The organism is Allokutzneria oryzae (assembly GCF_042429765.1).
GTDB lineage: Bacteria > Actinomycetota > Actinomycetes > Mycobacteriales > Pseudonocardiaceae > Allokutzneria > Allokutzneria oryzae.
This window is the reverse complement of sequence record NZ_JBHLZU010000005.1, coordinates 1-24,150: the sequence shown is the minus strand read 5'-3', so window position 1 is coordinate 24,150 and position 24,150 is coordinate 1. Positions and strand designations below refer to the sequence as shown.

Here is a 24,150-nt window from a genome sequence, read left to right as displayed (position 1 = left end):
CCGGCCCGCCGAAACGGGCCGGGCATTCCGGTGCTCCGGGAACCTCCGCTAGCTCACGTAGCCGTTGAGCTTCAACGACACCGCGCGGATGGAGCCCTTGTCCGACGCGACCGCGTCGACCACCTTGAACGTCCAGGTCCCGTCGGCCGAGGCCTTGGTCAGCGCGGCCAGCGGGGTGGTCGGCCGCCAGGTGCCGGTGAACGGCGCCTGGGCCTGCGACACCGATGAGAACGGCTGGGCCGCGTTGTCGTCGAAGACCACCTGGCACAGGTTGTTGCCGTTGCCGCCGTTGCGCTGGAACAGCGTCGCTGTCACCCCACCGGGTGAGGTCAGCGTGCCCACCAGGTCACCGACGTAGGTGTGGTCGATGCCCACCGTCGTCGAGCCCTCGGTGGCCGAGCAGGCGGTGCCGTCCACCGAGAAGGCGAGCTTCGACGGCAGGCCGACCCCGGTGACCGGCAGCTGCACGCTGGCGCCCTCGGAGCTGCCGTCCGGGATCGCCACCGGGGCGCCGGTGTAGCTGAAGGTCTTGGTCTCCTCGGAGGGCTGCCCCACCGGGATCGAGAACCTCTGCGTGGTCGGCGACAACGCGCCGGCGAAGCTGACCTTGGCCTCCAGGGTGACCGGGACGCCGACCGGGTGGCTGGCTGGCACGGTCATGGTGAAGGAGCTCAGCGCGGTCTGGCCGGGCTCGATCGTGCCGTAGCTCTTGGAGCGCGGGCCCACGGTCACGCCGGGGGTGGGACTGGTCAGCACGACGCTGACCGAGGCCGCGGTGCCGTCGCCGCCGTTGTGCACGGGCAGCTTCACCTCGGCGGTGTTGCCCGGCTTGAGGTACGGGCTGCCGGTGCTGGGCACCACGGTCGGCGCCTCCGCCTTGGCCAGCGGCTGCGGGCTCGCGCCGGTGTAGGCCAGCAGCCGGTCCGCCATCACCACACCCGCGCCCGAGCGGTTGTCCACGCCGGGGGCGCCGATGTCCAGCGCCGTCTTGGTCAGCGCCTCGCGCACGTCGGCGGTGCTGATGCCGGGGTTGCCGGAGAGCACGAGACCCGCGATGGCCGCGGCGTGCGGAGCGGCGGCCGAGGTGCCGAAGAACGGGTTGAATCCGGGCGTCTTGGTGGCGACGCCGTCGGCGGCGGTGATGTCCGGCTTCTGGCGCACCTCACCCGCGGGCGAGGCGACCGGGGTGCCGTCGGCGTTGAAGAACACCCGGCGCGGACCGTCGGAGCTGAAGCGCTCCAGCTTCGCCGAGGTGCTGAAGGTGTTCGGGTACGGGCCCGCCGGGTTGGCCGGGTCGCCCGGCTCCAGGGTCCCGCTCCACGCGGCCGCTGCCGGGGTGGCCGCCACGCTGAAGGCGTCCTTGGCCGCGGAGTGGCCCCGGGTCACGCCGGGGGTGTTGTAGCCCTTGAGGTTGCCCGAGTCGCGGAACCGGCCGCGCAGCGCGGACAGCGCCAGGTACTTGTCGTCGCCCCGGTACTTCACCACGGCCACGTTGAGCCCGCCGGTGGTCGGGTTGACCCGCTCGTAGGGGTCGGCCTGACCGGTCTGCACGTTCTGGCTGAAGCCCACCACGTTGCCCGCGTCGTCCAGCAGGTACAGGTCGTAGTCGTTGGTGGAGTGGGCCAGCGGGTCGTTCCACCACAGCAGCACGGGGATGCTGCGGGAGTTGGCCGACAGCGGGTTCACGATCTGGGTCCCCGCCGGGCTCGGGTCGAAGTCGTGCGCGGAGCCGACGAACCGGCCGACGCCCTTGCCCGAGTCGACGAACTGGCCCTCCCAGTGGCCCGCGCTGCCGTCGGCGACGTTGCCCTCGTTGCCAGCGGAGGAGAAGAACAGCCCGCCGTTCTTGGTGACGTCGTTGACGGCCTGGGCGATCATGCCGTCCTGGAACGGCGACTCGTTGAAGTAGAGGACGTCGTCCACGATCACGTCGCACTTCTTCTCGAAGCGCAGCGCGCGGATGTTGTCGGCGAAGCTGGCGTCACCGTTGAACGCGGTGGCGAAGCCGAGCGCGGCACCGGGGGCGAGGTCGTGCAGGATCTCCAGCATCGCCGTGCCCTCGTCACCGCTGCCCTCCTGCCCGGCGATCACGTCGACCTCCGGCAGCTCGCCGGTCGCCTGGAGCGAGGTGAGCGAGTCGACGCCGTCGGAGAGCGCGCACAGCTTCACGCCGAGACCGCTGATCCGGAACTGCGACCGCGCGGTGTCCGCAGCGTGGACGCGGTCCCCCTCGGAGGTCAGCGCGGCGGAACGCTGCCTGATCGCGGTCGTGGCCTGCGCGGCGAGCCGGCTGGCCCTGGCCTCCTTGGACTCTCCCTTGGTGGCGGACGTGGTCAGCTGGCCGGGCGCGGTGGCCCGCGAGGTCATCGCCTCGCTGGCCGTGTCCACCCGCAGGACGTCCTCGCGCGCGGCGATGCCGTTGACGGCGCCGAGCGGCAGCTCCGCGCGCACGGTCCGCGTCGCGGGCGAGCTGTGCCGGATCGCGCCGCCCGCCTTGCGGATGGCGCCGGTCAGCAGGTCGGTCACCTTGTCGGCGCGGATGTCCACCAGCACGGTGTCCGCGTCGCTCACCGCCACACCGGTGTTCAGGTGCGGCAGGTTCGCGGTGAACGCGCCGCGGCGGATGCGGTTCTCCACCACCAGGCGACTGTCCACCTTGGACTCCGCCTTGGACAGCGACCCCTTGATCCGTTGCAGCTCGGCGATCTGCCGGGCACTGGTGTCCGAAAGGGACGTGGGATCGACCTTGCCCTGTGCCTGAGCGGGGCTGACGACACCCATCGCCACCACAAGCGCGGTCGCACCGGCCGTCACGACCCCGATAGTTCGTGACAGTCGTAAAGCTCGTGCCACGGGCCCTCCCCCGTGTCAGTGCGTGCCCCGACTCACGCGAAACGAACGGGCCGGTCATCCGGCCGAGGGCTAAAAGTAAGCACCGGGCAACCCCAGGTCAGCGGCCTTTCGGGTGACATGCCACAAAGTGAGACAGCGGAATTGTCAGTTTTTGACAACCATCGCGACCACAGTTATCCGGAACGGTGCGACTCCGCCCGCCGGAATGCGGCTGACACCGTTCGGCGGTATTCCGAACAAGGACATGGGGGAATGCCGAACGGGGAATGACACCGAATGGCCGCGTGCGGTCAGAGCACGAAGGCGTCAGTCCACAGTTGACCGGTCCGGCCGGACAGCGCGTCAAGCATCGCCACGGCCTGGGTGTCGGTGAGCGAGCACACGAAGTCCACGATCGCCCGCCCTCGCGCGAGCGCCCGGATGGCGTCCCGCCCTGTCGGCTGTTCGCCGGTGGCGCCGACGAGGGCGTCCGGCACGTGCTCGGCCAGCGCGCTGTACTCGGCGTCGGCGAGCTCGACGAGGTCGTGCAGCCGCCTCGGCAGCCGCGCGGCCTCGTGCCGGTCGGTCAGCCACTGGTCGAGCGCCTCGACGAGCGTGGTGAGCAGCCGGGCCTGACCCCGTTGGTGCAGCGCGAGATCCGGTCGCTCCAGCACGAACCGGTGGTGCACGAACTTGAGCACCTGGACCTCGTGCCACTGCTGCGGCGCGAGCGTGACGTGCGCGGAGCGGGCGGGCGGGTCGGCGAGCACGGTCAGCCCGTCGACCAGGCGCCCGGTCCACCGCGCGGAGAAGTCGGCGACGTTCTGCTCGGCCTCGACGGAGCCGTCGAAGGGCACCGCCAGCAGGCCGTCGACCAGCTCGTGCCGGATGCGCGCGACCGCGAGCGCGAAGGCCTCGTCGTCGAAGACCCACGCGTCCTTCAGGCTCAGCCTGCGGCGCAGCCTTTCCAGGGACCGCCCCGGCTTGCGGATCTCGGCGGTCAGCTCGGCCGGGGTCAGCGCGGCGAGCTCAGGCGCCTGGAGCTGCCACGCGTTGAGCTCGGCGGAGACGGTGGCGTGCTGGAGCACCCCGACTCGGTGGAAGTCCTCGACGTCGTGGATGGCGTAGGCGATGTCGTCGGCGTTGTCCATCACCGACGCCTCGACGGTCTGCTGCCACTGGTCGATGCGCCCGGCGAAGGGCAGTCGCGACTGCACCATGTCGTCGAGCTCGGTGACGTAGACGGAGAACTTCGCCGACCCGGCGCCCTTGGCGTCGGCGGGCTCGGCGGCTCCGCGCGGCGGTACCGGCATCCAGCGCGGGTGCTCGCGCGGGTGGGACAGCCGGGTCCACGGGTACTTGAGCATCGCCGCGCGGACGGCGACGGTGAGGTCCAGCCCGACCGCGGACGGGCCGCGCACGTCGGTGGTGGTGACGATGCGGAAGGACTGCGCGTTGCCCTCGAAGCCGTCGGGCAGCCCGAACCGGTGCCGCGCGACGCGGTCGAGCACCTGCTCTCCGAGGTGCCCGAACGGCGGGTGGCCCAGGTCGTGCGCGAGCGCGGCGGCCTCGACGACGTCGGGGTCGCACCCGCCGAGCTGCGCGATGAGCTCGGCGTGCGCGGGGTCGGCGACGAGCCGCTCGGCAACGGCGCGGGCGACCTGGGCGACCTTGATGCTGTGGGTGAGCCGGTTGTGCACGAGCAGCCCGGAGCCGGAGGGGCTGATCACCTGGGTGACACCGCCGAGCCTGCTGAAGAACGGCGAGCTGGCGACCCGGTCCCGGTCGGCGCGGAACGGGCTGGTGGCGAGGTCGACGGCGGGCGGTTTCTCGCCCTCCGCCTCGGAGCGGCGCAGTTCCCTCGGGTCCAGGCGTGGATCGTGCATGCCACACCGTATCCCGGCGCCCCGGCTCCGCCCGCCACCGTCACCGCCGCGTCACGGGCGGTTGACGTAGTCCTTGCCGTCGTACTGGATCAGGACCTTGTCCAGGTTCGAGAAGGGGCCGTGGCCGTAGGAGGTGCCCTCGCCCTTGCGCACCGTGCGCCAGCCGGAGTCGAAGTCGTTGTTGATCACGAACTTGAGCTTGACCGACTTGGCGCAGTTGTTGGTCGCGTGGGCTGTCGCGCCGATGGTGTCGTCCTTGTCCCAGACCTTCACGCAGCCGAGCTTCGTCGCCGCGCTCGCCGGGGAACCGACCAGGAACAGCCCGAGCACCGCCGCGGCGGCCGTCGTCACTTTGAGGATCTTCACCCGGCCAGGACTAACAAAGTCCCACCTCCGGCGAAAGCCGACTCCGGCCAGTGCCGAACCGTGACCCACTGCCGAACCGTGACCCCACTGCCCCGTGTGCCGACTCGGCCGGGGTTGTCGCGTTTTGTCACCTTAATGCGCAAAAGAGCGCTCCCAAATCGCATCAAGGCTACAAAACGCGAACCAGGGGGCCGTGTGGTGGGAGGAGGAGGAGGAGGAGGGAGGGCGAGGTGGGGTCGCTGCTCGCAGGGCGTGCCGTACTGGTCGCGGCGCAACGGCGCGCCGCCGGGAAACCGCTTGTCCTGGCGGGTGAGCATCGTGGACGACGAGGCCACGGTCGCGGTCCGGATCGCCGACAGACCGCTGCACCGGCGTGAGTACCGCCGCGCGAGCGTGCCCGGCTCGGTGCACCCGCCGCTCGCCGCCGCCATGGTCCGGCTCGCCGCGCCGCGACCGGGCGCCGTGCTGCTCGACCCGTGCTGCGGCTCGGGCACCATTCCGATCGAATCCCTTGCGGTGCAAGACGTTTTCGCGATCGGAACGGACATCGACCCGGCCACCGTCGCGGTTGCCCGCGGCAACGACCCGGCGGGCAGGGTGCGGTGGGCCGTTGCGGACGCGGGCCGCCCACCGCTGCGGGAGGTCGATGTGATCGCCAGCAACCCACCGTGGGACCGCCAGGTGGTGACACGGGAAACCCTTGTGCCGCAACGGTTCTCCGCACGCAAGGTGGTGCTGCTCCTCCCGGAGGGCGTCGACCTGGGCGGTGAGCGCCGACAGGTCAGCCTGTTCGGTCAGCGCCCGGTGATCACGGTGCTGGAGCGGTAGGCGGCCGGGGTGATGCCGTAGTAGCGGCCGAACCAGCGGGTGAGGTGGGGTTGGTCGGCGAACCCCACCTCGGCCGCGACCTCACCCGGTGGGCGCCCCCGCTCCAGCAGGTGGCGGGCGGCGCGCAACCGCACCTGGCGCTGGTAGTCGCTGGCCGCCATCCCGTACTTCACGAGGAAACCGCGGTGCAGGGCGTGGCGGCTGCATCCCGCGACGGCGGCGAGCTCGTCCGCACCGATGTTGCGGGCGTACTCGGCGTGCAGGAGCTCCCGGGCGCGTTCGACGGGGGCCGACACCGGCGCGAGCCGCGGCGGGCTGACGGTGCCACGGCGGGCCATCGCCAGCACCGCCGCGGTGAGTGCCTCGTCCTGCGCCAACCGGCCCGCGTCCTCGACCAGGGTGAAGCTCAGCCTGCGCAGCGCGGCGCCGAGCACCGGGTCCTCCAGGACCGGCACGGAGAACAGCGGCAGCGCGCTGGGCCGCTCGGTGGCGTCGGCGAGCACGTCCGCCACGAGCCGCGGTCCGATGTGGATGATCCGGTAGGTGAACCCGGGCTCCTCGGCGGAGCGCCCGTCGTGCGGGTCGTCGGGGTTGAACGCCATCACCATCCCGGCGGCGCTGGTGTGCCCGGCGCCCCGGCAGCTGAACGACTGCGCGCCGTGCTCGGTCACGCCGAAGGAGTACGCCTCGTGGCTGTGCCGGTGGTAGACGTGCCGGTCGAAGCGGGCGCGCATGACCTCGATCGGCCGGTCCGCCGCGCGCCAGTAGCAGCTCCATTCCTTCCCCACCCCGCCATTGTGCGCGCGAGCGTTCAAGACAGCGCGCGCAGGATGGACGCATGGCAGTGAGAACCAAGATCGCCGTCGTGGTGCGCGAAGACCTTGCCGTCTGGCAGAAGCTGAACGTGACCGCGTTCCTGACCAGCGGGGTGGCCTCCGGGTGCCCGGAGACCGTCGGCGAGCCCTACGAGGACGCCTCCGGAGTGAAGTACCTCCCGATGTTCGGCCTGCCGGTCGTCGTCTACGCGGCGGACGCCCAGGCGATCAAGGACGCGCACACGAAGGCGCTCGCGAAGGACCTTTCGATCGCCGTTTACACGGAGGAGCTGTTCGCCACGGGCAACGACGAGGACAACCGCGCCCAGGTCCGGGCGGTTTCCACGGAGGAGCTCAACCTGGTCGGCTTCGCCGTGCACGGCTCGCGCAACGCGGTGGACAAGGCGCTGAAGGGGTTGTCGCTGCACCGCTGAGCCGTTTTGCCGCAGTCCCGAGAACATGATCTGCTCGGAGCATGCTCGACGTGCTCGTGGTGGGCGCAGGCCCCGCCGGAACCGCTCTCGCTCACGCGACGGCCCGGCTGGGCCTGCGCACCGGCCTCGCGGATCCGGCGGCCGACCGTCCCTGGCGGGCCACCTACGCCGCCTGGGCGGACGAGCTCCCCGACGACGTCCCCCTCGCTTTCCGCAGCGCGCGCACTCGGGCGGCGGCGCTCACCGACCACACGATCGACCGCACGTACGCCGTGATCGACAACGAAGCCCTCCGGGCACGCCTGTCGGACTCGGTGACGGTCCACACGGCACGGGCGATCGCCGTCCGGCACGCCACAGACGGCAGCACTGTTCTGCTGGACAACGGAAACCACCTCCGCGCGCGAGTCGTCGTCGATGCGACCGGCACACAACAAGCCCTTCTCGACACCGCCCGCCGAACCGCGCCCGCCGAACAGTCAGCGGTCGGCGTGGTCGTGCCGATCGACTCCCAGCCCTTCGTCAAGGCGGGCGAGGCGCTGTTCATGGACTGGCGCGTCCGGCACAGCGGGACTCCGACGTTCCTCTACGCGGTGCCGCTCAACGCGCGCGAAGTCCTCCTCGAAGAGACCTCACTGGCCGACCGCCCCGCGATGAGCCACCGGGAGCTCCGCGCGCGCCTGCTGAACCGCTTGCGGGCCAACGATGTCCGGCTTCACGGCGATGAGCGCTGGGAGCGCGTCCGCTTCCCCATGGACGACCCGCTCCCGCGCCCGCAGCGCGTCGTGCCCTTCGGCGCGGCGGCCCCGCTGATCCACCCGGCAACCGGCTACAGCGTCGCGGGCTCGCTCGCGCTCGCTCCCCGCTTGGCGCTCGCGCTCGCATCCGGGTTGGAGCGTGGTCCGCGCGGCGCTTCGCTCGCGGGCTGGCGAGCGGTGTGGCCGCCGTCGGCCTTGGCAGTGCACGGACTGCGGCGCGTGGGTCTGCGAGTCCTTCTCGGATTGAGGCCGACCGAGGTCCCGGAGTTCTTCGAGGCGTTCTTCCGCGCTCCGGCCCACCTGCAGCACCGCTACCTGGCGGGCCGGGCGGACCTCGGCGGCACCGTCACCGCGATGACCGCTGTGATCCACGCCGCACCGCCCGCGCTCCGGACCCGCGTGGCGGCGCTCGCGGTCGGCTTGCCGCGCCAGAAAACCACCGTTTCGCACTCATAGCGGGGTTTTCGGGGTGATCACAGCCCGTTATGGGCACGAAACGGAAATCTCGGCCGCGCCAGCCGCCAATCGGCGCAACTCCACCGGGGTCCCCGTCAACCATTCGCGCGCGAATGGCGGTTGCGGAGTGCCATCCGCTCGTCAAACGCCGGCGAACAGCGAGTGAGTGGCACGAAGTTCGGAGTGCGGCAACTGTGTGAACACGCGGTGAACCCCCTCGTGGGTTCGGATATAAGGCGGCATGATCGGTGCCGTGCCTGCGTCGCTGGAAAACCTGCGGTGTGCCTTCCAGCCCTTGGTCAACCTCAACACCGGTGGTGTCGTCGCCGTCGAGGCGCTGATCCACCCCGTGCGCGGTGACCTCGCCGGGCTGCGCGCGGCCAGTGGGGACTCGCTGACCGAGCTGGACATCGACCTCGCCCTGCTCGCGGCGCGCTCCTCCGCCGAGCACGAGACGCTCCTTCCCCTGCACATCAACCTGCTCGCCGAGACGGTCGCCACACATCCCAGCGGAGTGGAGCGGCTGCACGGGGCCCTGTGCGAGCTCGGGCGGCGGCCACAGGAGGTGGTGATCGAGGTCGGCGGCCCGGTGCGCGGCTGCGACCTCGGTGAGATGGTGGACGAGCTGCGCAGGCTGCGGGCGGCCGGGTACCGGGTCGCATGGGACGGCGGCGACCTCTCGCTCGCGCTGCTGCTGACCGCCGAGGTCGACATCATCAAGCTCGACCCGCGCACCGTGGCCGGACTGCCCAGCCAGCCGAGGGGGCTCGCGCTGGTGGAGGCGCTCTCCCACTTCTGCCGACGCACCGGGACCACACTCGCCGCGGCGGGAGTGCAAACCAATGAGCAGCTGAAGGCCTTGCGCGAGAACAGGATTCAGCTCATCCAAGGCGATCTTGTCGCACCACCGGCACGAAGACCGCTGACGCGGGTGTCGGTGGCGGCGGAGGTGTCGGAGGTCGCCGAGCCGGTGGTCGCGGCGGGCCCACTGGTGACCGAGTTCCTGCACCCGGCGACGATGCTCTCCGTCGAGGCCACCGCGGACGAGGTGCGCTCCGTGCTGGCGAACCGGCCGGAGATCACCAGCGTCGTGCTGGTCGACGAGAATCTGTGTCCACAATGGACCATTGACCGCAACCGCTTCCTGCTCGCGGTCACCGGGCCGTACGGCCACGCCCTGCACGCGAAGCGGCACGCGTCGCGGCTGGCCGACAAGCCCATGCTGGTGGCGACGAACAGCACCGCCATGGACGCGCTGCACATCAGCGTCAGTGGCTCCGAACGACGCTACGACGACGTCGTCGTGGTGGACAACGCGTTGCGGTGCATGGGAATCGTGCGGCTGTCCGACCTGTTCCGCGGTCTGGCCGAGATGAAGGTCGAGGAGGCTGCGGCGCTGAGCCCGCTGACCCGGCTGCCCGGCAGCGACGCGGTCGCGCGAGAGGTGGACCGGCGGATCGCCAACGGGGACATCTTCGCGATGTGCTGGCTGGACGTCGACGGGTTCAAGGCGGTCAACGACAGCGCGGGTTTCGCGGCAGGGGACGACCTGATCCGGTCGGTCGGCCGCAGTCTCTCCGACGCGGCGGCGGCGTTGCGGTCGGTCTACGTCGGGCACGTCGGCGGCGACGACTTCCTCGCCGTCGTCGACGTCGACGACCTCGTCGCGCTCGCGCGGGCGCTCTTGGACACCCAGCACCAGGTCGACGGGCGGGCGGTCACGGTCTCACTGGCGACGCTGGTGTGCGCGACCGGAACGGTGCCGGGTTACCGCGAGGCCTCGCGGCTGCTCGCTCCGCTGAAGCGGGAGGCGAAGTCGCTCGCCGGGTCGAGCTGGGTGCTGGGCAGGCCGGGCTCCGACCGCGTCGACGTGCTCCGCGGTCATGCGGATCAGCGGCGCAGCAGCAGGGCCTCCGCGCCCACCGGCCGGTAGCCGGAGGCGAGCACCGCGCGCGCGGACGTGGCGTTGCCCGGCGCGACCTGCGCCCACACCGGCTCACCCGACGGCACGAGCTGGCGGGCGGCGGTGAACAGCGCGCGGCCGAGGCCCTTGGCCCTGCTGCCCCCGTCCACCTCGGCGGCGACCTCCCACCGGCCACCGAGGCCACGGCCGATCAGCACCATGCCGCCGGGACAGGTCCAGACGCGGACGTCGGTGCGCACGCCGTGGGCGCGGATGGCGCGTTCGTGCTTGGAGTCGGTGGCCGGGGCCAGGTCGAGCTCCGGCGTTCCGTCGAGCGGACCGGCGACGAGGACCTGGTCGATGTTGTTGACAACGCGGGAGGTCCTGTCGCACAGGGCGGTCAGGAACGGCGGGTTGAGCGGGGCGGAGAGGTCCTCGTCCGGGAGCACCGAGGACACCCAGTCCGGATCGGCGTCGGTGACGACCACGTGGTGCGCGCTGAAGGCGACCACGGCGGACATTCCGTCCGGCCCCGGCGGCAGGACTCGCACCGAGCCGTCCGGCTCCGGGTACTCACCGCGGGCGGCGCGGGCGAAAAGGTCTGCTAGCACGGGAAATGCTTATCAGGACCGGACAACCGCCGAATGGGGAATCACGAAAGTGTGATGTGGCGAATGTATCGGGAGAACTAAACATTCACCGGGCGAGTTACGCCCAACGACGCTCGCCACCGTTGTCTTGTCACTCCTAGCATCGGGCTGGTCACGCACCGCGCTCGCACACGAGAACGGGCGGACAGTCTTGGGGAGGGCAATGTGACCCAGGTCGAAGTTCCCCACGCTCCCGACGGACAGACAACGGCCAGGACCGCGACAACGGTCTCCGGCCGGCTGGTCACCGTGGGCGTGGAGGAGGAGTTCCTGCTGGTGGACGAGAGAAACCGGACGGTGGCCCCCAGGGCGGCCGCGGTACTGGCCGGCGCGGCCCATCTCGGCGCGACGGTGCAGCAGGAGATGACGTTGTTCCAGGTGGAGACCAGCACGCCGGTGTGCTCCACGATGACCGAACTGCACACCCAGCTCACCGCGCTGCGCAGGACCGTCGACGGGATGGCCCGGCAGCACGGCATGCGCATCAACGCCACGGGCACGGCCGTGCTCGGGCACCCCCCGACTCCCCCGATCACCGACGCCCCGCGCTACCGCCGCATCGCGGAGCGGTTCGGCTCCCTCATCGACGGCCAGAGCATCTGCGGCTGCCACGTGCACCTCGGCGTCTCCGCCCCGGAGAGCGCGCTGCTGGTGATGAACCACCTCCGCCCCTGGCTGCCGACGCTGCTGGCGATGAGCGCGAACTCGCCGTTCTGGCACGGCCGCGACACCCGGCACGCGAGCTGGCGCTACCTGATATTCGGGCGCTGGCCGACGGCGGGGCCGCCGCCGCACTTCGCCTCCGTCGACGACTACGACGCGGCCGTGCGCACGCTGCTGCGCTCCGGAGCCGCCCTGGACCGGGGGATGATCTACTGGGACGTCCGGCGTTCCTGCAACCACCCCACGATCGAGCTGCGGGTCTGCGACGTCGCGCCGACCCCGGACGAGGCCGTGCTGATCGCGGCGCTGACCAGGGCGCTCGGCACGCAGGCGCTGCTCGGGGGCGGTCCGCGCCGGGACGAGCGGCCGGTGTCGCAGGCGGCCCTGCGCGCCGCGCTGTGGCGAGCGGCGCACGACGGGCTGGAAGGCCGGGGCGTCGACGTGGTCAGCGGCCGGACCGTCCGGGCGTTCTCGCTGGTGGAGCAACTGGTGCAGCAGGTGCGCGACGAGCTGGTCGACTGCGGTGACCTGGAGCTGGTGCTCGATCTGGTGGCGCGGCTGCGGGAGCGGCGCTCCGGCGCCTACCGGCAGCGGGTCGCCTTCGCCGAACGCGGCGACCTGGCCGACGTGGTGGACATGCTCTCCGCGCAGACCGTGGCCTGACCCCGTGCCCACCCTCACCGTCGCGGGTGGGCACCCGCCACGGCGGCATTGCCGTTGACAACCGTTTCCATTAGCTTCCCCGTGATGACCAAGCAGCCAACCGGGCCCGGCCCGGTCTTCGACGCCGCCCAGCGGTACTTCGTCCAGTGGTCGCCCCTGCTGTGGGAGCCGGTCGGAGCGGCGACGACCGAAGCGTCCGCGCCGCGGCCGGGCGAGCGCGTGCTCGATGTGTGCTGCGGCGGCGGGGCGTCGGCGTTGCCCGCGGCGGTGAAGGTCGGCCCAAGCGGTTCCGTCGACGGCGTGGACATCTCCTCCGCGCTCCTCGCGCATGGCAGGACCGTTGCGGCGCAACAAGGTCTGACCAACATCCGGTTCATCGAGGCCGACGTCACGCGGTACACCGCCGAGCAGCCCTACGACGTCGTGCAGTGCGCGTTCGGGGTCTTCTTCCTGTTACCCGATGTGAATGGAGCCGTCGCACGGCTGATCGAGCTGCTCCGCCCCGGCGGGCGGTTCGGCGCGACCGTGTGGGCGCGGGACTCGACCACGGGCGTGAGCTCCGCCGCCTTCGACGCCGTCCGCGAGCTGCGCCCCGACCTCCCGCGGACGTCGCCGGTGTGGGAGTTCGCCAGGGGCCTCGACACTTCGGAGAAGCTCGAAGGATGGCTGTACCTGCTGGGGCTCAAGGACATCGAGGTGACCAAGATCCCACTGCGGGTGCCGCTGACGCCCGAGCTGGCGTGGTCGTTCGTGCTCGGAACCGGTATGCGCGGGCTGATCAGCGACCTCAGCGCGGACGAGGTGACGCGGACCCACGACCGGTTCCAGGAGCTGTTGGTGGAGCGCGGGATCACTGAGCTCAACGCGGACTCGCTCGTCGGTGTCGGGCGGCGCGCGTGAGAAAGCTCGTCGCTCTGGCATTGGGCGCCGTCCTGCTCACCGGTTGTTCGAGCGCGCCCGCCGCGGCACCGGACACTCTCCGGATCACCACCCCGTACAAGGTCAAGAGCCTTGATCCGATCAAGCAGGGCTTGTGGTCCCCGGAGTGGGGATACGGCGAACTTCTCATGCGCAGCACCGACAACGGCGATGTCGAGCCGTGGTTGCTGCAACGCCTTGAGCCGGTGACCGCGACGCAGTGGCGCCTGGTGCTGCGTCCCGGCGTCACGTTCTCCAACGGCCGCGTGCTGGACTCCACTGCGCTCAAAGCGGTTCTCAACCGGCACCTCGCGGAGAACGCGCTCGTGAAGGCGAACCTTCCAGGCGCGACGGTGGAGACGCCAGACCCGAGCACTGTGCTGCTCACCACGAGCACTCCTGTGGTGAACCTTCCGAACCTGCTCGCCGACGAACAGCTGGTCTCCGTCTTCGACGCGCAGGCCGAGGGTGTCTACACAGGACCGTTCACAGTGTCCAAACTGGACGACAACGAGCTTGTGCTGACCAGGAACCCCAAGTACTGGGGCGGACCGGTCACGCTGTCGGAGGTGCGGGTCCGCTTCGTTCCCGACGGCCAGGCCCGGTTGCTCGCGGTGCGCACCGGCGAGGCGGACATCGCGTTGTACCCGCGAACCGACACGCTCGGAGCCGTGAAGGACGCCACCTCCGGCCCTCGCATGGCGACCGCACCCCAAGCACTGCAACAGCTTCGCGCGATCCCGAACCTGCGTCGCGCGCCCATGAACGACATCGCGGTGCGCAGGGCGTTCGCGTTGGCGATCGACTACGACCAGCTCGCCAAGCAGGTGCTGGACGGGCTCTACCAGACACCGAAGGGGATCTACCCCAGCGTTGTACCGTACGCGCTGGAAACCCAGCGCACCAACGCTTCCGAAGCACGTCGGCTGCTCGATGAGGCAGGCTGGACTCCTGGCCCCGGCGGAGTGCGGGCGAAGGACGGCAAGCAGTTGCAGCTCACCGTCCTGACCTATCCGCAACAGCCGGACACCCAGACCGTCGCCGTCGCGATGCAGGCGCAGCTCGCCACCGTGGGCATCGGTGTCCAGATCACGGAGGTCCAGGACAACTACGAGGCGCTCAAGGGCAGCGCGTGGGATGTCGGCCTGTCCTTCGACGGCACCCTCGGCTACACCTATGACCCGATCGGCCCGCTGCGCGACTTCCTGACCTCGCAGGGCTCGAAGAACTTCGGCGGCATCACCGACTCGGAGCTGGACGACCTGGTCGCGGAGCTGAGGCGGACCGGGGACCCCAGCGCGAGGACTCCTGTGCTGCAACGGATTCAGCGACTGATCGCGGATCGCGGCTACCTGACCGTCGTCGCGCAGCGCAGTTCTGCCGCAGTCGTCGGCGGGGCCTTCACGGGCTACCGGCCGTCGTCCGTGCTGCACCACGTCGGCGCGCACACCCAGGTGGGCTAGGCCGTGTTTCCCAAGTCCGTGTTCGCGACTGCCGGGCCGATCCCGCCTCTCATCGAACGAGACCTGTGAAGGACGACCTAGTGCCGCTCGCGCTCCTGCGCAGAGCCGGTCAGGCCCTGCTCACGCTGTTCGCTGCCGGGGTCGTCGTGTGGTCACTGCAACTGGTGGCCCCCGGCGACCCCGCGCGGCGTGTGCTCGGCGCGCTCGGCTTCGCCAACCCGACCGACGAGCAGGTCGCGGCGACGCGGCACGACCTCGGGCTCGATGTCCCAGCGCCCCAGCGTTTCGTCCAGTGGCTGCTGGACGCGTTGAGCGGCAACTTCGGCACGTCGTGGCGCACCGGCCGACCGGTCACCGCCGAGCTCGCCGACCGGCTGCCCGCCACGCTGCGCCTGGCCGTGGTCGCGCTCCTCTTCGCGCTGCTGCTGGCGATCCCACTCGCGCTGGTCGCGGCGCGGTGGCGCGGCGGAGCACCCGACATCGGCGCACGAACGGTGATGTTCCTCGGTGCCGCGACGCCGAGTTTCGTTGTCGGAACCGTGGTTCTGGAGCTTGTCGTGCTGCGCGGCGGCGTCGGGCGCGTGCTCTCCGACGGGTCGTGGGGCGGGGCGGTGTTGCCCGCGGTTCCCCTCGCGTTGGCGGCGGGCTCCGGGTGGGCGCGTGTGCTCAGGACCTCGCTGGTCGAAGTCTCCGACGCGCCGTACATCCAGGTCTCCCAGGCACGTGGGGCCACGCCGCTGCGCAGGCTGCTCGTGCACGCGGTGCCCAGCGCCCTGCCCGCGCTGCTGGCCGCGATCGGCTTGACGGTCGGCTCGTTGCTGGCGGGTGCTGCCGTGGTGGAGACGGTGTTCACCTGGCCCGGTGTCGGCCGCTACCTCATCGAGGCGATCGGAGCACGTGACGTGCCCGTGGTGCAGGCGACCGTGTTGCTCGGCGTGCTCGGCTGCCTGGCCGCCAGCATGATCGCCGACAGTGTGACGATCGCGCTCACAGGGAAGGCGGTCCGGTGAACCGGGCACTGGGAACCGGTCTCGCGGCGCTGCTCGGCGTGCTGGCGATCGTGGTGCCGCTGCTGACTCCAGACCCGAACGCGACGGACTACGGCAGCAAGCTCGCCGCGCCGAGCTGGGCCCACCTGCTCGGCACCGACCAGGCCGGACGCGATGTGCTGGCCAGAACTGCCTCTGGCACATGGGTTTCCCTCGGCACAGCACTGCTGGTCGCTGCGATCACCTTCGTCGTCGGCCTCGCGGTGGGTCTGCTGGCGGCGGTGGCGGGAGGCGCGGTGGACGCGGTGATCTCCCGCGTCATCGACGTGACACTGGCCGTTCCGCAGCTCGTGCTCGCGCTGGCGATCGTCGGCGTTCTCGGCCCCGGGCACGCGAACCTGGTGCTGGCCATGTCCATCGCGGGGTGGGCGCATCTGGCCCGCTTCGCGCGCGCCTTCGCCAGCCAGCAAACGGAGCGGCCGTTCGTGCTCGCGTCGCGGATGGCAGGGATCGGCCGGTGGCGCAGCGCTTTCCGGCACATCATGCCCGCGACGGCGACCGGCGTGCTCGCCGTGACCACACTGCACATCGGCGAGATCGTGCTGAGCCTCGCCGGACTGTCCTTCCTCGGTCTTGGCGTCTCCCCGCCCACCGCCGAGTGGGGCCAGATGGTGGCAGAAGCCCGTGGTTACGTGGACCGTGCGCCATGGCTCGTGCTCGCGCCGGCCGCGGTGCTGCTGATCAGCGTGGCGGCGGCGTCACTGCTCGCAGACGCGGTGCAGGACAGGGGGAAGCGATGAGCCTGACCATCCGGGACCTGACCGTCTCCTACGGCTCCGGCGGCGGCGTGCGAGGTGTTTCGCTCGCGCTCGAAGCAGGTGAAACCGTTGCCCTGGTGGGAGAATCCGGCTCCGGCAAAAGCACCCTGCTGCGAGCGGTCCTCGGCACGCTCCCCCGCTCCGCCTCGGTCTCCGGCGTGGTCGAGCTGTCCGGAAGGAACCTGGTCACGCTGCCGGAGAAAGAGCTGCGCGAGATCCGTGGCCGGAGCATCGGATACGTCGCACAGGATCCCTTCGGCTCAGCTGATCCACTGTGGACTGTGGGCCACCACGTCGGCGAAGCCTGGCGCGTGCACGGCCAGAAACCCGCAGGAGTGGCGCGGCGGCTGCAAACCCTCGGCGTCGCCGGGACATGGCTGCGGAAGCGGCCGAACGCGTGGTCCGGCGGGATGTTGCAACGCGCGGACATCGTCGCCGCCACCGCGCACAGCCCTTCGGTGGTGCTCGCGGACGAACCGACCTCCGCACTCGACGCCGATGCCGCCGAGGCGGCACTGGCGACCCTCGTCGCACAGACGCGCTCGCTGCTGGTCGCCAGTCACGACCTGGCATTGGTCTGCCGCCACGCCGACCGGATTCTGGTGCTGCACAACGGAGAGCTGGTCGAGGAGATCGTCGTTGCGCGTGGTGGTGTCGCGGCACTGTCCACGAAGGCAAGGCATCCACACACGCGTGCGTTGGTCGCGGCGCTTCCGCGCCAGGCCGCGCGACAGGCCCCCGACCTCGGCGGCGTGGTGGCACGGCTGGACGACGTCACCCTCGGCTACCGGGGAAATCCGGTGATCACTGGGCTGGACTGGGAGGTCAGGGCGGGCGAGGCGGTCGGCATCCGCGGCCCCTCCGGCTCCGGCAAGACCACGTTGCTGCGCGCGGTCGCGGGCCTTCTGCGCCCGGAGCGCGGAGAGGTGTGGCTGGACGGGAAACCCGTGTGGGCGGGGCGAAAGCCACGTGCGCCTCGGCCCGGCTACGTGATGCCGGTGTTCCAGGACGCGGGGGCGAGCCTTGATCCGCGTTGGCCGGTGTGGCGCACGATCGTCGAGCCCCTGCCCGGCGGTGGGCGGGACGACGCCCGCGAGCTGATGGACCGGGTCGGGCTCACCGGCGTCGATCTCGACCGCAGGCCGGGTGCGCTCTCCGGAGGGCAGCGGCAGCGCGTCGCGATCGCCAGGGCGCTCGCGGGCTCACCCGCGCTGATCGTGGCCGACGAGCCGACCGCCGCGCTCGACCCGACCGTGGCCGCGAGCGTCGCCGAGACGCTGCGCGCGGTGACCCGCTCCGGCTGCGCACTGGTCGTGGTCAGCCATGACGAGGCCAGGCTCAACCAGATCGTGGACCGCGTGCACCGGCTCTGAACGGTAGCGTCGGACGGGTGATCGTCGAGGGAACCACCAGCCCGGGTTTCGAGCCGGTGCGCGAGGAGTTCGCGCGCAACTTCGCCGAGCGCGGCGAGCTCGGAGCGGCCTGCGCCGTCCAGGTCGGCGGCGAGACCGTCGTGGACCTGTGGGGCGGTTACCGCGACCGCGCCGGGCGAGAGCCGTGGCAGCGCGACACGATGGCCACGGTGTTCTCCGCGACGAAGGGCGTGGCGTCGATGGCACTGGCCGTCGCGCACTCGCGCGGGCTGTTCGACTACGACGCGCTCGTCACGAAGTACTGGCCGGAGTTCGGCAGGAGCGGCAAGGAGAACGTGACCGTCCGGCAGCTGCTGGGCTTCCAGGCAGGACTGCCCACAGTGGACACTCTGCTGACCGCGGAGCTGATCGCCGACGCCGACCGGCTCGGCGACGTGCTCGCCGAGCAGGCGCCCGCGTGGGAGCCGGGCTCGGCACAGGGCTACCACCCGGTGATGGGCGGGCTCTACGCGAGCCAGCTGCTGCGCCGGGTGGACCCGAAGGGCAGGCTGATCGGCCAGTACCTCGCCGAGGAGCTGCTGGAGCCGCTCGGGCTGGAGTTCTACATCGGCACCCCGCCGTCGGTCCCGGAGGAGCGGATCGCGGAGCTGGTGCCCGCCAAGCTGGGCCTGCGGGACCTGACGACGCCGGGCGGGGTGCCCGCGCGGATGGTGCTGGACTTCCTGCTGCCGTGGACGCTGACCGCGAAGTCCTTCAGCAACCCGAGGATCCGGGACATCACCAGCCTGGGCAGGCCGCCGTGGCGCGGGCTGGACCTGCCCGCGGCCAACGGGGTCGGCACCGCGCGCTCGCTGGCCGCGCTCTACGGCGAGTTCGCCACCGGAGGTGCCCGGCTCGGCCTGGACCCGCCCACGCTGCGGGCGATCGAGGCCGAGCCGGCTCCCCCCGGCGGCGGGTCACGTGACCGGGTCATGCACCTGGCCGAGGCGCGGTTCTCCCTCGGGTTCTGGAAGCCCTTCCCGGCGTGGCGGTTCGGCACCGACTCCCGGGCCTACGGCACCCCGGGAGCCGGTGGCGCGTTCGGCATGGCCGACCCGGCGACCGGGACCGGCTTCGGTTACGTGCCGAACCGGCTCGGCAGGCGGCTGTGGAACGACCCCAGGGAACGCGCGCTGCGCGAGGCCGTCCTTCGCTGCCTGTGAGCGGTGACCGTGTCCCTCGACAACACGGTGTCCCCCGACGACGCGGCCGTCAGCCCTGGTGGACGCGCACCCAGTCGACCAGCAGCTGCTGCGGGAACCGGGTGGAGCCGTCCGGGCTGCCCGGCCAGTCGCCGCCGACCGCGAGGTTGAGGATCAGGTAGAAGGGGTGGTCGAAGACCCACTGGCGGCCTCCGAGGTCGGCGGGGGTGCGGGTCTGGTAGACCCGGCCGTCCATGGTCCAGACGATCTTGTTCGGCGACCACTCCACGGCGAAGGTGTGGAAGCCCTCGTGGAAGGGCCTGCCGTCGGCGGTCTGCACGGTGCCGCCGATGCCGCCTGCGCCGGAGTAGCCGGGACCGTGGATGGTGCCGTGCACCGTGCCCGGCACGCTGCCGATGTTCTCCATGATGTCGATCTCGCCGCACTGCGGCCAGCCGACCTGGTCGATATTGGCGCCGAGCATCCAGAACGCGGGCCAGATCCCCTTGCCGGTCGGCAGCTTCATCCGCGCCTCGACCTTGCCATAAGTCCAGGTCTGGGTCCTCTTGGTGATCAGCTTGCCCGACGTGTACTGGCAGGGCTGGCCATTCCAGCACTGCACGCCGGAGTTCTCCTTGCGCGCGGTGATGACGAGCTGACCAGCACCATTTGTGGAAACGTTCTCCGGCTTCGTGGTGTATGCCTGAAGTTCATGGTTGCCCCAGCCATTGGAGCCGTTGCCCGGCTCGTAGGACCACTTATTCTGGTCCGGCGCGCCTCCGGCCGGACCGTCGAACTCGTCGGCCCAGGCCAGTTGAAGCGGCTTGGCGGTGGCTGGGTGGGCCACGGCAGACGCCAAGGGCGTTGCGACGAGCATGGCGGCAAGAACGAGTAGCACTCGACGTGGTCTGGACACACCGACTCCATTCGGGTTCATGCGCGAGAGCGCTCCCACGGGCGGCGGACCACCATTTGACAAGGAATTAACTCCTTCGTCAAGAGCGAGCGGACGCGATCGCTACTCCGAATGTCGCACACAGGCTGGTCGTTTAACTGTAAACCTGCCGAATTACCGCAGGTGAGCGCCCATATACCGACGAAAGTCGGGATTCGATACTGAACCGTCCACCATCTTCAGACGTATGGCGGATACGTACGTGACCGAATGCCGTTAGCTTCCTCGTCACCACCACGGGGCGCACAAACGGTGACGGCGAGAATGAGGAGACACTCCAGTGTCAAAGTCGATCAATACCGTGGTCCTGTCGTTGTCCAGGGCGGTCCTCGGCCTGCTGTTCGCCTGCCACGGGGCGGCCTCGTTGTTCGGGGTGCTCGGCGGCGCGGGCGGCAGGGGCGGCGCGGTCGCCTTCGGGGTCTGGCCCGGCTGGTTCGCCGCCGTGATCCAGCTCGTCGGCGGCGCCCTGGTGCTCATCGGGCTGGCCACCAGGCCCGCGGCGATCATCTGCTCCGGTTCCATGGCATACGCCTACTTCGTCTCGCACCAGCCCAAGGGCCTGTTCCCGATCGAGAACGGTGGCGTGCCCTCGGCGCTGTACTGCTGGTTCTTCCTGCTCATCGCGGTTATCGGTCCGGGCAAGTACGCCTTGGACACCTGGCTGGCCACGCGGAGGACCGGCGCCGACGAGGCCGTTCCGGCAGCCGCCTGACACCACCGGGACCCGCACGTCCTGCCACGCGACCGCCGTGCGTGGCAGGATCGGTGACCGGCCATGAGATCACCGCGACGACAGGACCCGCACGACACCGAGGTGCTCGCTGACGGCGTGGACACCGCGCACCTGGTCGCGGAGAACCTCGTCTGCGTCCTCGGTGACCGAACGGTGCTCGCGGACGTGTCGGTGACGGTCGCGGCGGGTGAGCGGCTCGGGCTGATCGGCGAGAACGGCCACGGGAAGTCCACTCTGCTGCGAACGCTGGCCGGGCGGTTGCCGCCGCAGCGCGGCCATGTGCTGCGCGCGGTTCCCGGCCGCACCGGCTTCCTGCCACAGGAGCCGGATTTTCCCGTCACGGCAACGATCTCCGACGTGCTCGTCGAGGCCAACGCCGCCCTCGACGAGCTCGCGGAGGCCATGCGCGCCGCCGAACGCGCGATGGAGACGGCAGACGAGGCGCGGCTGCCCGCGGTGCTCGCGGAGTACGGCCGCGCGCAGGAGGAGTTCGGCAGGCGCGGCGGCTGGGAACGCGACGCCCGGGTCGGCGAGGTCCTCGCGGCCTTCGGCCTCGCGGACATCCCGGTGACCCGCCCGGTCGCCGAGCTCGCGGGCGGCGAGCGCTCCCGGCTCGCCCTCGCCGCGCTGATCCTCGCCGAGCCCGCCGCCCTGCTGCTGGACGAGCCCACCAACCACCTCGACGACGCGGCGGTGGAGTGGCTGCGCTCGTGGCTCACCGGCACCCGTTCGCCGTGCCTGATCGCCTCGCACGACCGGGCCTTCCTGGACACCGCGGTCACCGGCATCCTCGACCTGGACGGACCGCGCGGCGAGCTCACCCGCCACGGTGGCGGCTACCGCGACTACCTCGCCGCGCAGCGGGCCGCGCGGCAGCGCTGGGAGCTGCGCTACCGCGAGTGGCGCGAGGCCGTCGACCAAGCGCGCCACCGCATCGAGAACGCGCACCGCACCGGCGGCCACGACCGGGTGCGCACCGACGGTCCCAAGATGGCCTTCGGCATGCGCGGCGACAAGGCCGAGGTGGCGGTGGCCCGCACGACCCGCGCGGCCCGCCTCCAGCTGGCCCGGCTGCTGGACGAGGCGGTTCCCCGCCCGCCGCGCCCCTTGAGCTTCACCCCGCCCGCCTCGGGCAGCGCGGCGGTCGAAGCGACCGGCATCGTCGTCGGCGACGTGCTGCGCGGAGTGGATCTCGTTGTCCGCCAAGGGGAACTCATGGTGATCACGGCGCCGAACGGGGCGGGCAAGTCGACGTTGCTGCGCGTGCTCGCCGGGGAACTGACCCCGGACCGGGGCACGGTGACCGTGACCGAGGGCGCGCGCATCGGTTACCTGGCACAGGAAACCAGCTACCCCGACCCGTCCCGCGCACTGCTGGAGGTCTACCGCCAGCGGCGCGAGCTGCACGCGGAGGACGCCGAGGCCGAGCTGCTGCGCTTCGGCCTGTTCCGCCGCCGCGACCTGACGGTCCCGGTCGACCGGCTGTCGGTGGGACAACGCAGAAGGCTGCACTTGGCGGAACTGTTCGCGGGGCGGCCCGATCTACTGTTGCTCGACGAGCCGACCAACCACCTCAGCCTGATGCTGGTCGAGCAGCTCCAGGAGGCGGTCGAGGGGTTCGCCGGGGCCGTGCTGCTGGCGACCCATGATCGGTCGGTGCGCGACCGCCACGCCCACCGGGTGCGGCGGCTGGTGGAGGGCAGGCTGGAGGGAACACCATGAGCCGGTTGTCGATGCTGGACGGGGAGTCGGTCCGCGCGAGGATCCCGATGGGCACGGCGATCGAGGCGATCCACCGCGCGCTGCGCTCCGGTGTGGACCCGGCGGCCGACCCGGCGCGCTCGGTGCTGCCGACCGACCACGGCCAGGTGCTGCTGATGCCCTCGGTCACCCCCGCCCACGCCGGGGTCAAGCTGGTCACGATCGCCCACGACAACCCCGACCGGGGTCTGCCCCGCATCCAGGGCATCTACCTGCTGCTCGACGCGCTGACGCTGACCCCGCAGCTCCTGCTGGACGGCGCGGCGCTCACCGCGATCCGCACCCCGGCGGTCTCGGCGGCGGCGGCCGACCTGATCGCGGTGAACGAGGCCTCCCGGCTCGTCGTCTTCGGCACCGGCCCGCAGGCCTGGGGCCACGTCGAGGCGCTGCGCGTGGTCCGCCCGGTCAGCGACGTGACCGTGGTGGGCCGCAACGACAACCGCGTAGCGGAGTTCGTGGACCGCTGCGCGGCGGCCGGCCTGCGCGCCACGAGCGGAACGGCCGACGCGGTGGCGGACGCCGACCTGGTGGCCTGCTGCACGACGTCCCGCGAACCGCTCTTCGACGGCGGCAAACTCGCGCCGCACGCCACGGTCCTGGCGGTGGGAACGCACGACGCAGAAGCGCGCGAGGTGGACACGGCGACGGTCCGCAGCTGCGAGGTGGTGGTGGAGGACCACGACACGGCCCTGCGCGAAGCGGGCGACGTGGTGATCCCGCTCAACGAGGGTGCGCTCCGCGCGGACGAGCTGATCACGCTGACGGCGTTGGCCCGAGGCGAGAAGCGGCTGGACCCGAGCACCCCGAAGCTCTTCAAGAGCGTGGGCATGGCGTGGCAGGACCTGGCGGTCGCCGCTGTGCTCGCCTGAGCCGTGTTTGTGTGGGCCTCCACTGTGTTCGCATGGGCAGCCGCTGCGCTCGCCTGAACCGTGTTCGCAGGGCCTCCGCTGCGCTCGCCCCAGCCGCCGCTGTGTTCGTCGAGCCGTGTTCGCATGGGCAGCCGCTGCGCTCGCATGGGCAGCCGCTGCGCACGCCCGAGCCGCCGCCGTGTTCGTCTGAGCCCCGCCGCCTCGCGTGGGCCTACCACCTTGCCTGGGCAGCCATTGCCGGTCGCCCGCGCCGTGTCCGCATGCGCCTCCGCTGCGCACGCCCGCGCCGCCGCTGTGTTCGTCTGAGCGGAACTCCGCCCGCGCACCACGCCGTTCTTGTGCTCCCCAGCGCACTCCGCGACCCTGGAAACGGGGGGACCCCAGGGCGGGCGAATGCCACCCTCGCCCGCCAAGCGGCGAGCAGGCTGGGGACGCATCTCCGCGACCGATGAGCGAAGCTGGCGGCACTGGTTTCACTGCATTTCGGAGTGCCGCCAACCCCCTCACAGTCCGCTACAAAAACGACCACATATTCCACTCTATAGGGCCATGATCACCATTTTTCGGCGGATAGAATAGAAATATGACCCCCGACGAGACCCTCGACGCAATCGAGGACGCCTACCGCGCGGTGAATAACGCGCACGCGGTCCTGGCACGCCGTCTCGCCGATTTGGTGGTCAGCACGGATTTCGCGGAATACCCCTACCTCGGCGATGAGGTCGGCGCTCTGTTGTCGATTTCCTCGCGCAAGGCCAGCACCCTGATCAACCACGCCGAGAACCTCGCCTCCCGCCCCGCCGTCCTCGCCGCCCTGGAGGAGGGGCGGATCGACC

General features: G+C 71.1%; 21 protein-coding genes. 15 read left to right on the top strand and 6 right to left on the bottom strand.

Annotated elements, in window-relative coordinates; translation table 11 throughout:
- Positions 1-48 precede the first annotated feature (48 nt).
- The 3 genes from ACFFQA_RS05455 to ACFFQA_RS05445 all read right to left on the bottom strand — a co-directional run bounded on the left by ACFFQA_RS05455 (position 49) and on the right by ACFFQA_RS05445 (position 5,084).
- On the bottom strand, positions 49-2,781 hold the full coding sequence (locus tag ACFFQA_RS05455) for a S8 family serine peptidase (protein ID WP_377850795.1): 2,733 nt from the start codon (positions 2,779-2,781) through the stop codon (positions 49-51).
- Positions 2,782-3,143: 362 nt separating this feature from the next.
- The gene (locus ACFFQA_RS05450) at positions 3,144-4,718 is read right to left on the bottom strand and encodes a deoxyguanosinetriphosphate triphosphohydrolase family protein (protein WP_377850515.1); all 1,575 of its coding nucleotides are present in this window, start codon (positions 4,716-4,718) and stop codon (positions 3,144-3,146) included.
- A 51-nt stretch (positions 4,719-4,769) separates the two neighbouring features.
- Complete coding sequence (locus tag ACFFQA_RS05445) at positions 4,770-5,084, bottom strand: alpha-amylase inhibitor (protein WP_377850514.1); 315 nt, start codon at positions 5,082-5,084, stop codon at positions 4,770-4,772.
- A 252-nt stretch (positions 5,085-5,336) separates the two neighbouring features.
- Here ACFFQA_RS05445 and ACFFQA_RS05440 point away from each other — a divergent pair, with 252 nt between their 5' ends.
- Positions 5,337-5,912: a TRM11 family SAM-dependent methyltransferase gene (locus ACFFQA_RS05440; RefSeq protein ID WP_377850513.1), complete on the top strand. Its 576-nt coding sequence runs from the start codon at positions 5,337-5,339 to the stop codon at positions 5,910-5,912.
- On the opposite strand, the gene ACFFQA_RS05435 is transcribed toward ACFFQA_RS05440, so the two are convergent.
- Entirely contained in the window at positions 5,879-6,700 is an 822-nt protein-coding gene (locus tag ACFFQA_RS05435) for an AraC family transcriptional regulator (RefSeq protein WP_377850512.1), read from the bottom strand. The genes ACFFQA_RS05440 and ACFFQA_RS05435 overlap by 34 nt on opposite strands.
- A gap of 50 nt (positions 6,701-6,750) precedes the next feature.
- On the opposite strand from ACFFQA_RS05435, the gene ACFFQA_RS05430 reads away from it, so the two are divergent.
- From ACFFQA_RS05430 to ACFFQA_RS05420, 3 genes are all read left to right on the top strand, one after another.
- On the top strand, positions 6,751-7,161 hold the full coding sequence (locus ACFFQA_RS05430) for a DUF2000 family protein (protein ID WP_377850511.1): 411 nt from the start codon (positions 6,751-6,753) through the stop codon (positions 7,159-7,161).
- A 41-nt stretch (positions 7,162-7,202) separates the two neighbouring features.
- The gene (locus ACFFQA_RS05425) at positions 7,203-8,375 is read left to right on the top strand and encodes a lycopene cyclase family protein (RefSeq protein WP_377850510.1); all 1,173 of its coding nucleotides are present in this window, start codon (positions 7,203-7,205) and stop codon (positions 8,373-8,375) included.
- A 253-nt stretch (positions 8,376-8,628) separates the two neighbouring features.
- Positions 8,629-10,308: a GGDEF domain-containing protein gene (locus ACFFQA_RS05420; protein WP_377850509.1), complete on the top strand. Its 1,680-nt coding sequence runs from the start codon at positions 8,629-8,631 to the stop codon at positions 10,306-10,308.
- On the opposite strand, the gene ACFFQA_RS05415 is transcribed toward ACFFQA_RS05420, so the two are convergent.
- Complete coding sequence (locus ACFFQA_RS05415; RefSeq protein ID WP_377850507.1) at positions 10,266-10,889, bottom strand: N-acetyltransferase; 624 nt, start codon at positions 10,887-10,889, stop codon at positions 10,266-10,268. The genes ACFFQA_RS05420 and ACFFQA_RS05415 overlap by 43 nt on opposite strands.
- Positions 10,890-11,093: 204 nt before the next feature.
- On the opposite strand from ACFFQA_RS05415, the gene ACFFQA_RS05410 reads away from it, so the two are divergent.
- From ACFFQA_RS05410 to ACFFQA_RS05380, 7 genes are all read left to right on the top strand, one after another.
- Positions 11,094-12,254 carry a carboxylate-amine ligase gene (locus ACFFQA_RS05410; RefSeq protein ID WP_377850506.1) on the top strand — a complete coding sequence of 387 codons (1,161 nt, stop codon included), beginning with the start codon at positions 11,094-11,096 and terminating at the stop codon, positions 12,252-12,254.
- A gap of 84 nt (positions 12,255-12,338) precedes the next feature.
- Entirely contained in the window at positions 12,339-13,154 is an 816-nt protein-coding gene (locus tag ACFFQA_RS05405) for a class I SAM-dependent methyltransferase (RefSeq protein WP_377850505.1), read from the top strand.
- A complete protein-coding gene (locus ACFFQA_RS05400; protein ID WP_377850504.1) occupies positions 13,151-14,635 on the top strand; it encodes an ABC transporter substrate-binding protein in 1,485 nt (494 codons plus the stop codon). Before ACFFQA_RS05405 ends, ACFFQA_RS05400 begins: the two co-directional genes overlap by 4 nt.
- An 80-nt stretch (positions 14,636-14,715) precedes the next feature.
- The gene (locus ACFFQA_RS05395) at positions 14,716-15,645 is read left to right on the top strand and encodes an ABC transporter permease (RefSeq protein ID WP_377850503.1); all 930 of its coding nucleotides are present in this window, start codon (positions 14,716-14,718) and stop codon (positions 15,643-15,645) included.
- Positions 15,642-16,424: an ABC transporter permease gene (locus tag ACFFQA_RS05390; protein ID WP_377850502.1), complete on the top strand. Its 783-nt coding sequence runs from the start codon at positions 15,642-15,644 to the stop codon at positions 16,422-16,424. Before ACFFQA_RS05395 ends, ACFFQA_RS05390 begins: the two co-directional genes overlap by 4 nt.
- Positions 16,421-17,815, top strand: a complete 1,395-nt coding sequence (locus ACFFQA_RS05385) for an ABC transporter ATP-binding protein (protein WP_377850501.1) — start codon at positions 16,421-16,423, stop codon at positions 17,813-17,815. The genes ACFFQA_RS05390 and ACFFQA_RS05385 overlap by 4 nt, the downstream gene beginning before the upstream one ends.
- A 17-nt stretch (positions 17,816-17,832) precedes the next feature.
- On the top strand, positions 17,833-19,017 hold the full coding sequence (locus ACFFQA_RS05380) for a serine hydrolase domain-containing protein (protein ID WP_377850500.1): 1,185 nt from the start codon (positions 17,833-17,835) through the stop codon (positions 19,015-19,017).
- 49 nt (positions 19,018-19,066) lie between these two features.
- On the opposite strand, the gene ACFFQA_RS05375 is transcribed toward ACFFQA_RS05380, so the two are convergent.
- Positions 19,067-19,843 (bottom strand): glycoside hydrolase family 16 protein, encoded by a 777-nt coding sequence (locus tag ACFFQA_RS05375; protein ID WP_377850499.1) that lies wholly within the window; start codon positions 19,841-19,843, stop codon positions 19,067-19,069.
- Between the two features lie 388 nt (positions 19,844-20,231).
- On the opposite strand from ACFFQA_RS05375, the gene ACFFQA_RS05370 reads away from it, so the two are divergent.
- The 4 genes from ACFFQA_RS05370 to ACFFQA_RS05355 form a co-directional block, all read left to right on the top strand.
- Positions 20,232-20,663: a DoxX family protein gene (locus ACFFQA_RS05370; RefSeq protein WP_377850498.1), complete on the top strand. Its 432-nt coding sequence runs from the start codon at positions 20,232-20,234 to the stop codon at positions 20,661-20,663.
- A gap of 63 nt (positions 20,664-20,726) precedes the next feature.
- On the top strand, positions 20,727-22,406 hold the full coding sequence (locus ACFFQA_RS05365; RefSeq protein WP_377850497.1) for an ABC-F family ATP-binding cassette domain-containing protein: 1,680 nt from the start codon (positions 20,727-20,729) through the stop codon (positions 22,404-22,406).
- Entirely contained in the window at positions 22,403-23,314 is a 912-nt protein-coding gene (locus ACFFQA_RS05360; RefSeq protein ID WP_377850496.1) for an ornithine cyclodeaminase family protein, read from the top strand. Before ACFFQA_RS05365 ends, ACFFQA_RS05360 begins: the two co-directional genes overlap by 4 nt.
- Positions 23,315-23,897: 583 nt before the next feature.
- The coding region (locus ACFFQA_RS05355) for a hypothetical protein (RefSeq protein WP_377850495.1) at positions 23,898-24,150 on the top strand (253 nt) is incomplete at its 3' end.

What these genes read in the sequence shown, in the direction of transcription:
- ACFFQA_RS05455 (WP_377850795.1), bottom strand. Translation starts at nt 2,781, where the DNA reads ATGGGTGTCGTCAGCCCCGCTCAGGCACAGGGCAAGGTCGATCCCACG.
- ACFFQA_RS05450 (WP_377850515.1), bottom strand. Translation starts at nt 4,718, where the DNA reads ATGCACGATCCACGCCTGGACCCGAGGGAACTGCGCCGCTCCGAGGCG.
- ACFFQA_RS05430 (WP_377850511.1), top strand. Translation starts at nt 6,751, where the DNA reads ATGGCAGTGAGAACCAAGATCGCCGTCGTGGTGCGCGAAGACCTTGCC.
- ACFFQA_RS05425 (WP_377850510.1), top strand. Translation starts at nt 7,203, where the DNA reads ATGCTCGACGTGCTCGTGGTGGGCGCAGGCCCCGCCGGAACCGCTCTC.
- ACFFQA_RS05405 (WP_377850505.1), top strand. Translation starts at nt 12,339, where the DNA reads ATGACCAAGCAGCCAACCGGGCCCGGCCCGGTCTTCGACGCCGCCCAG.
- ACFFQA_RS05385 (WP_377850501.1), top strand. Translation starts at nt 16,421, where the DNA reads ATGAGCCTGACCATCCGGGACCTGACCGTCTCCTACGGCTCCGGCGGC.
- ACFFQA_RS05365 (WP_377850497.1), top strand. Translation starts at nt 20,727, where the DNA reads ATGAGATCACCGCGACGACAGGACCCGCACGACACCGAGGTGCTCGCT.
- ACFFQA_RS05360 (WP_377850496.1), top strand. Translation starts at nt 22,403, where the DNA reads ATGAGCCGGTTGTCGATGCTGGACGGGGAGTCGGTCCGCGCGAGGATC.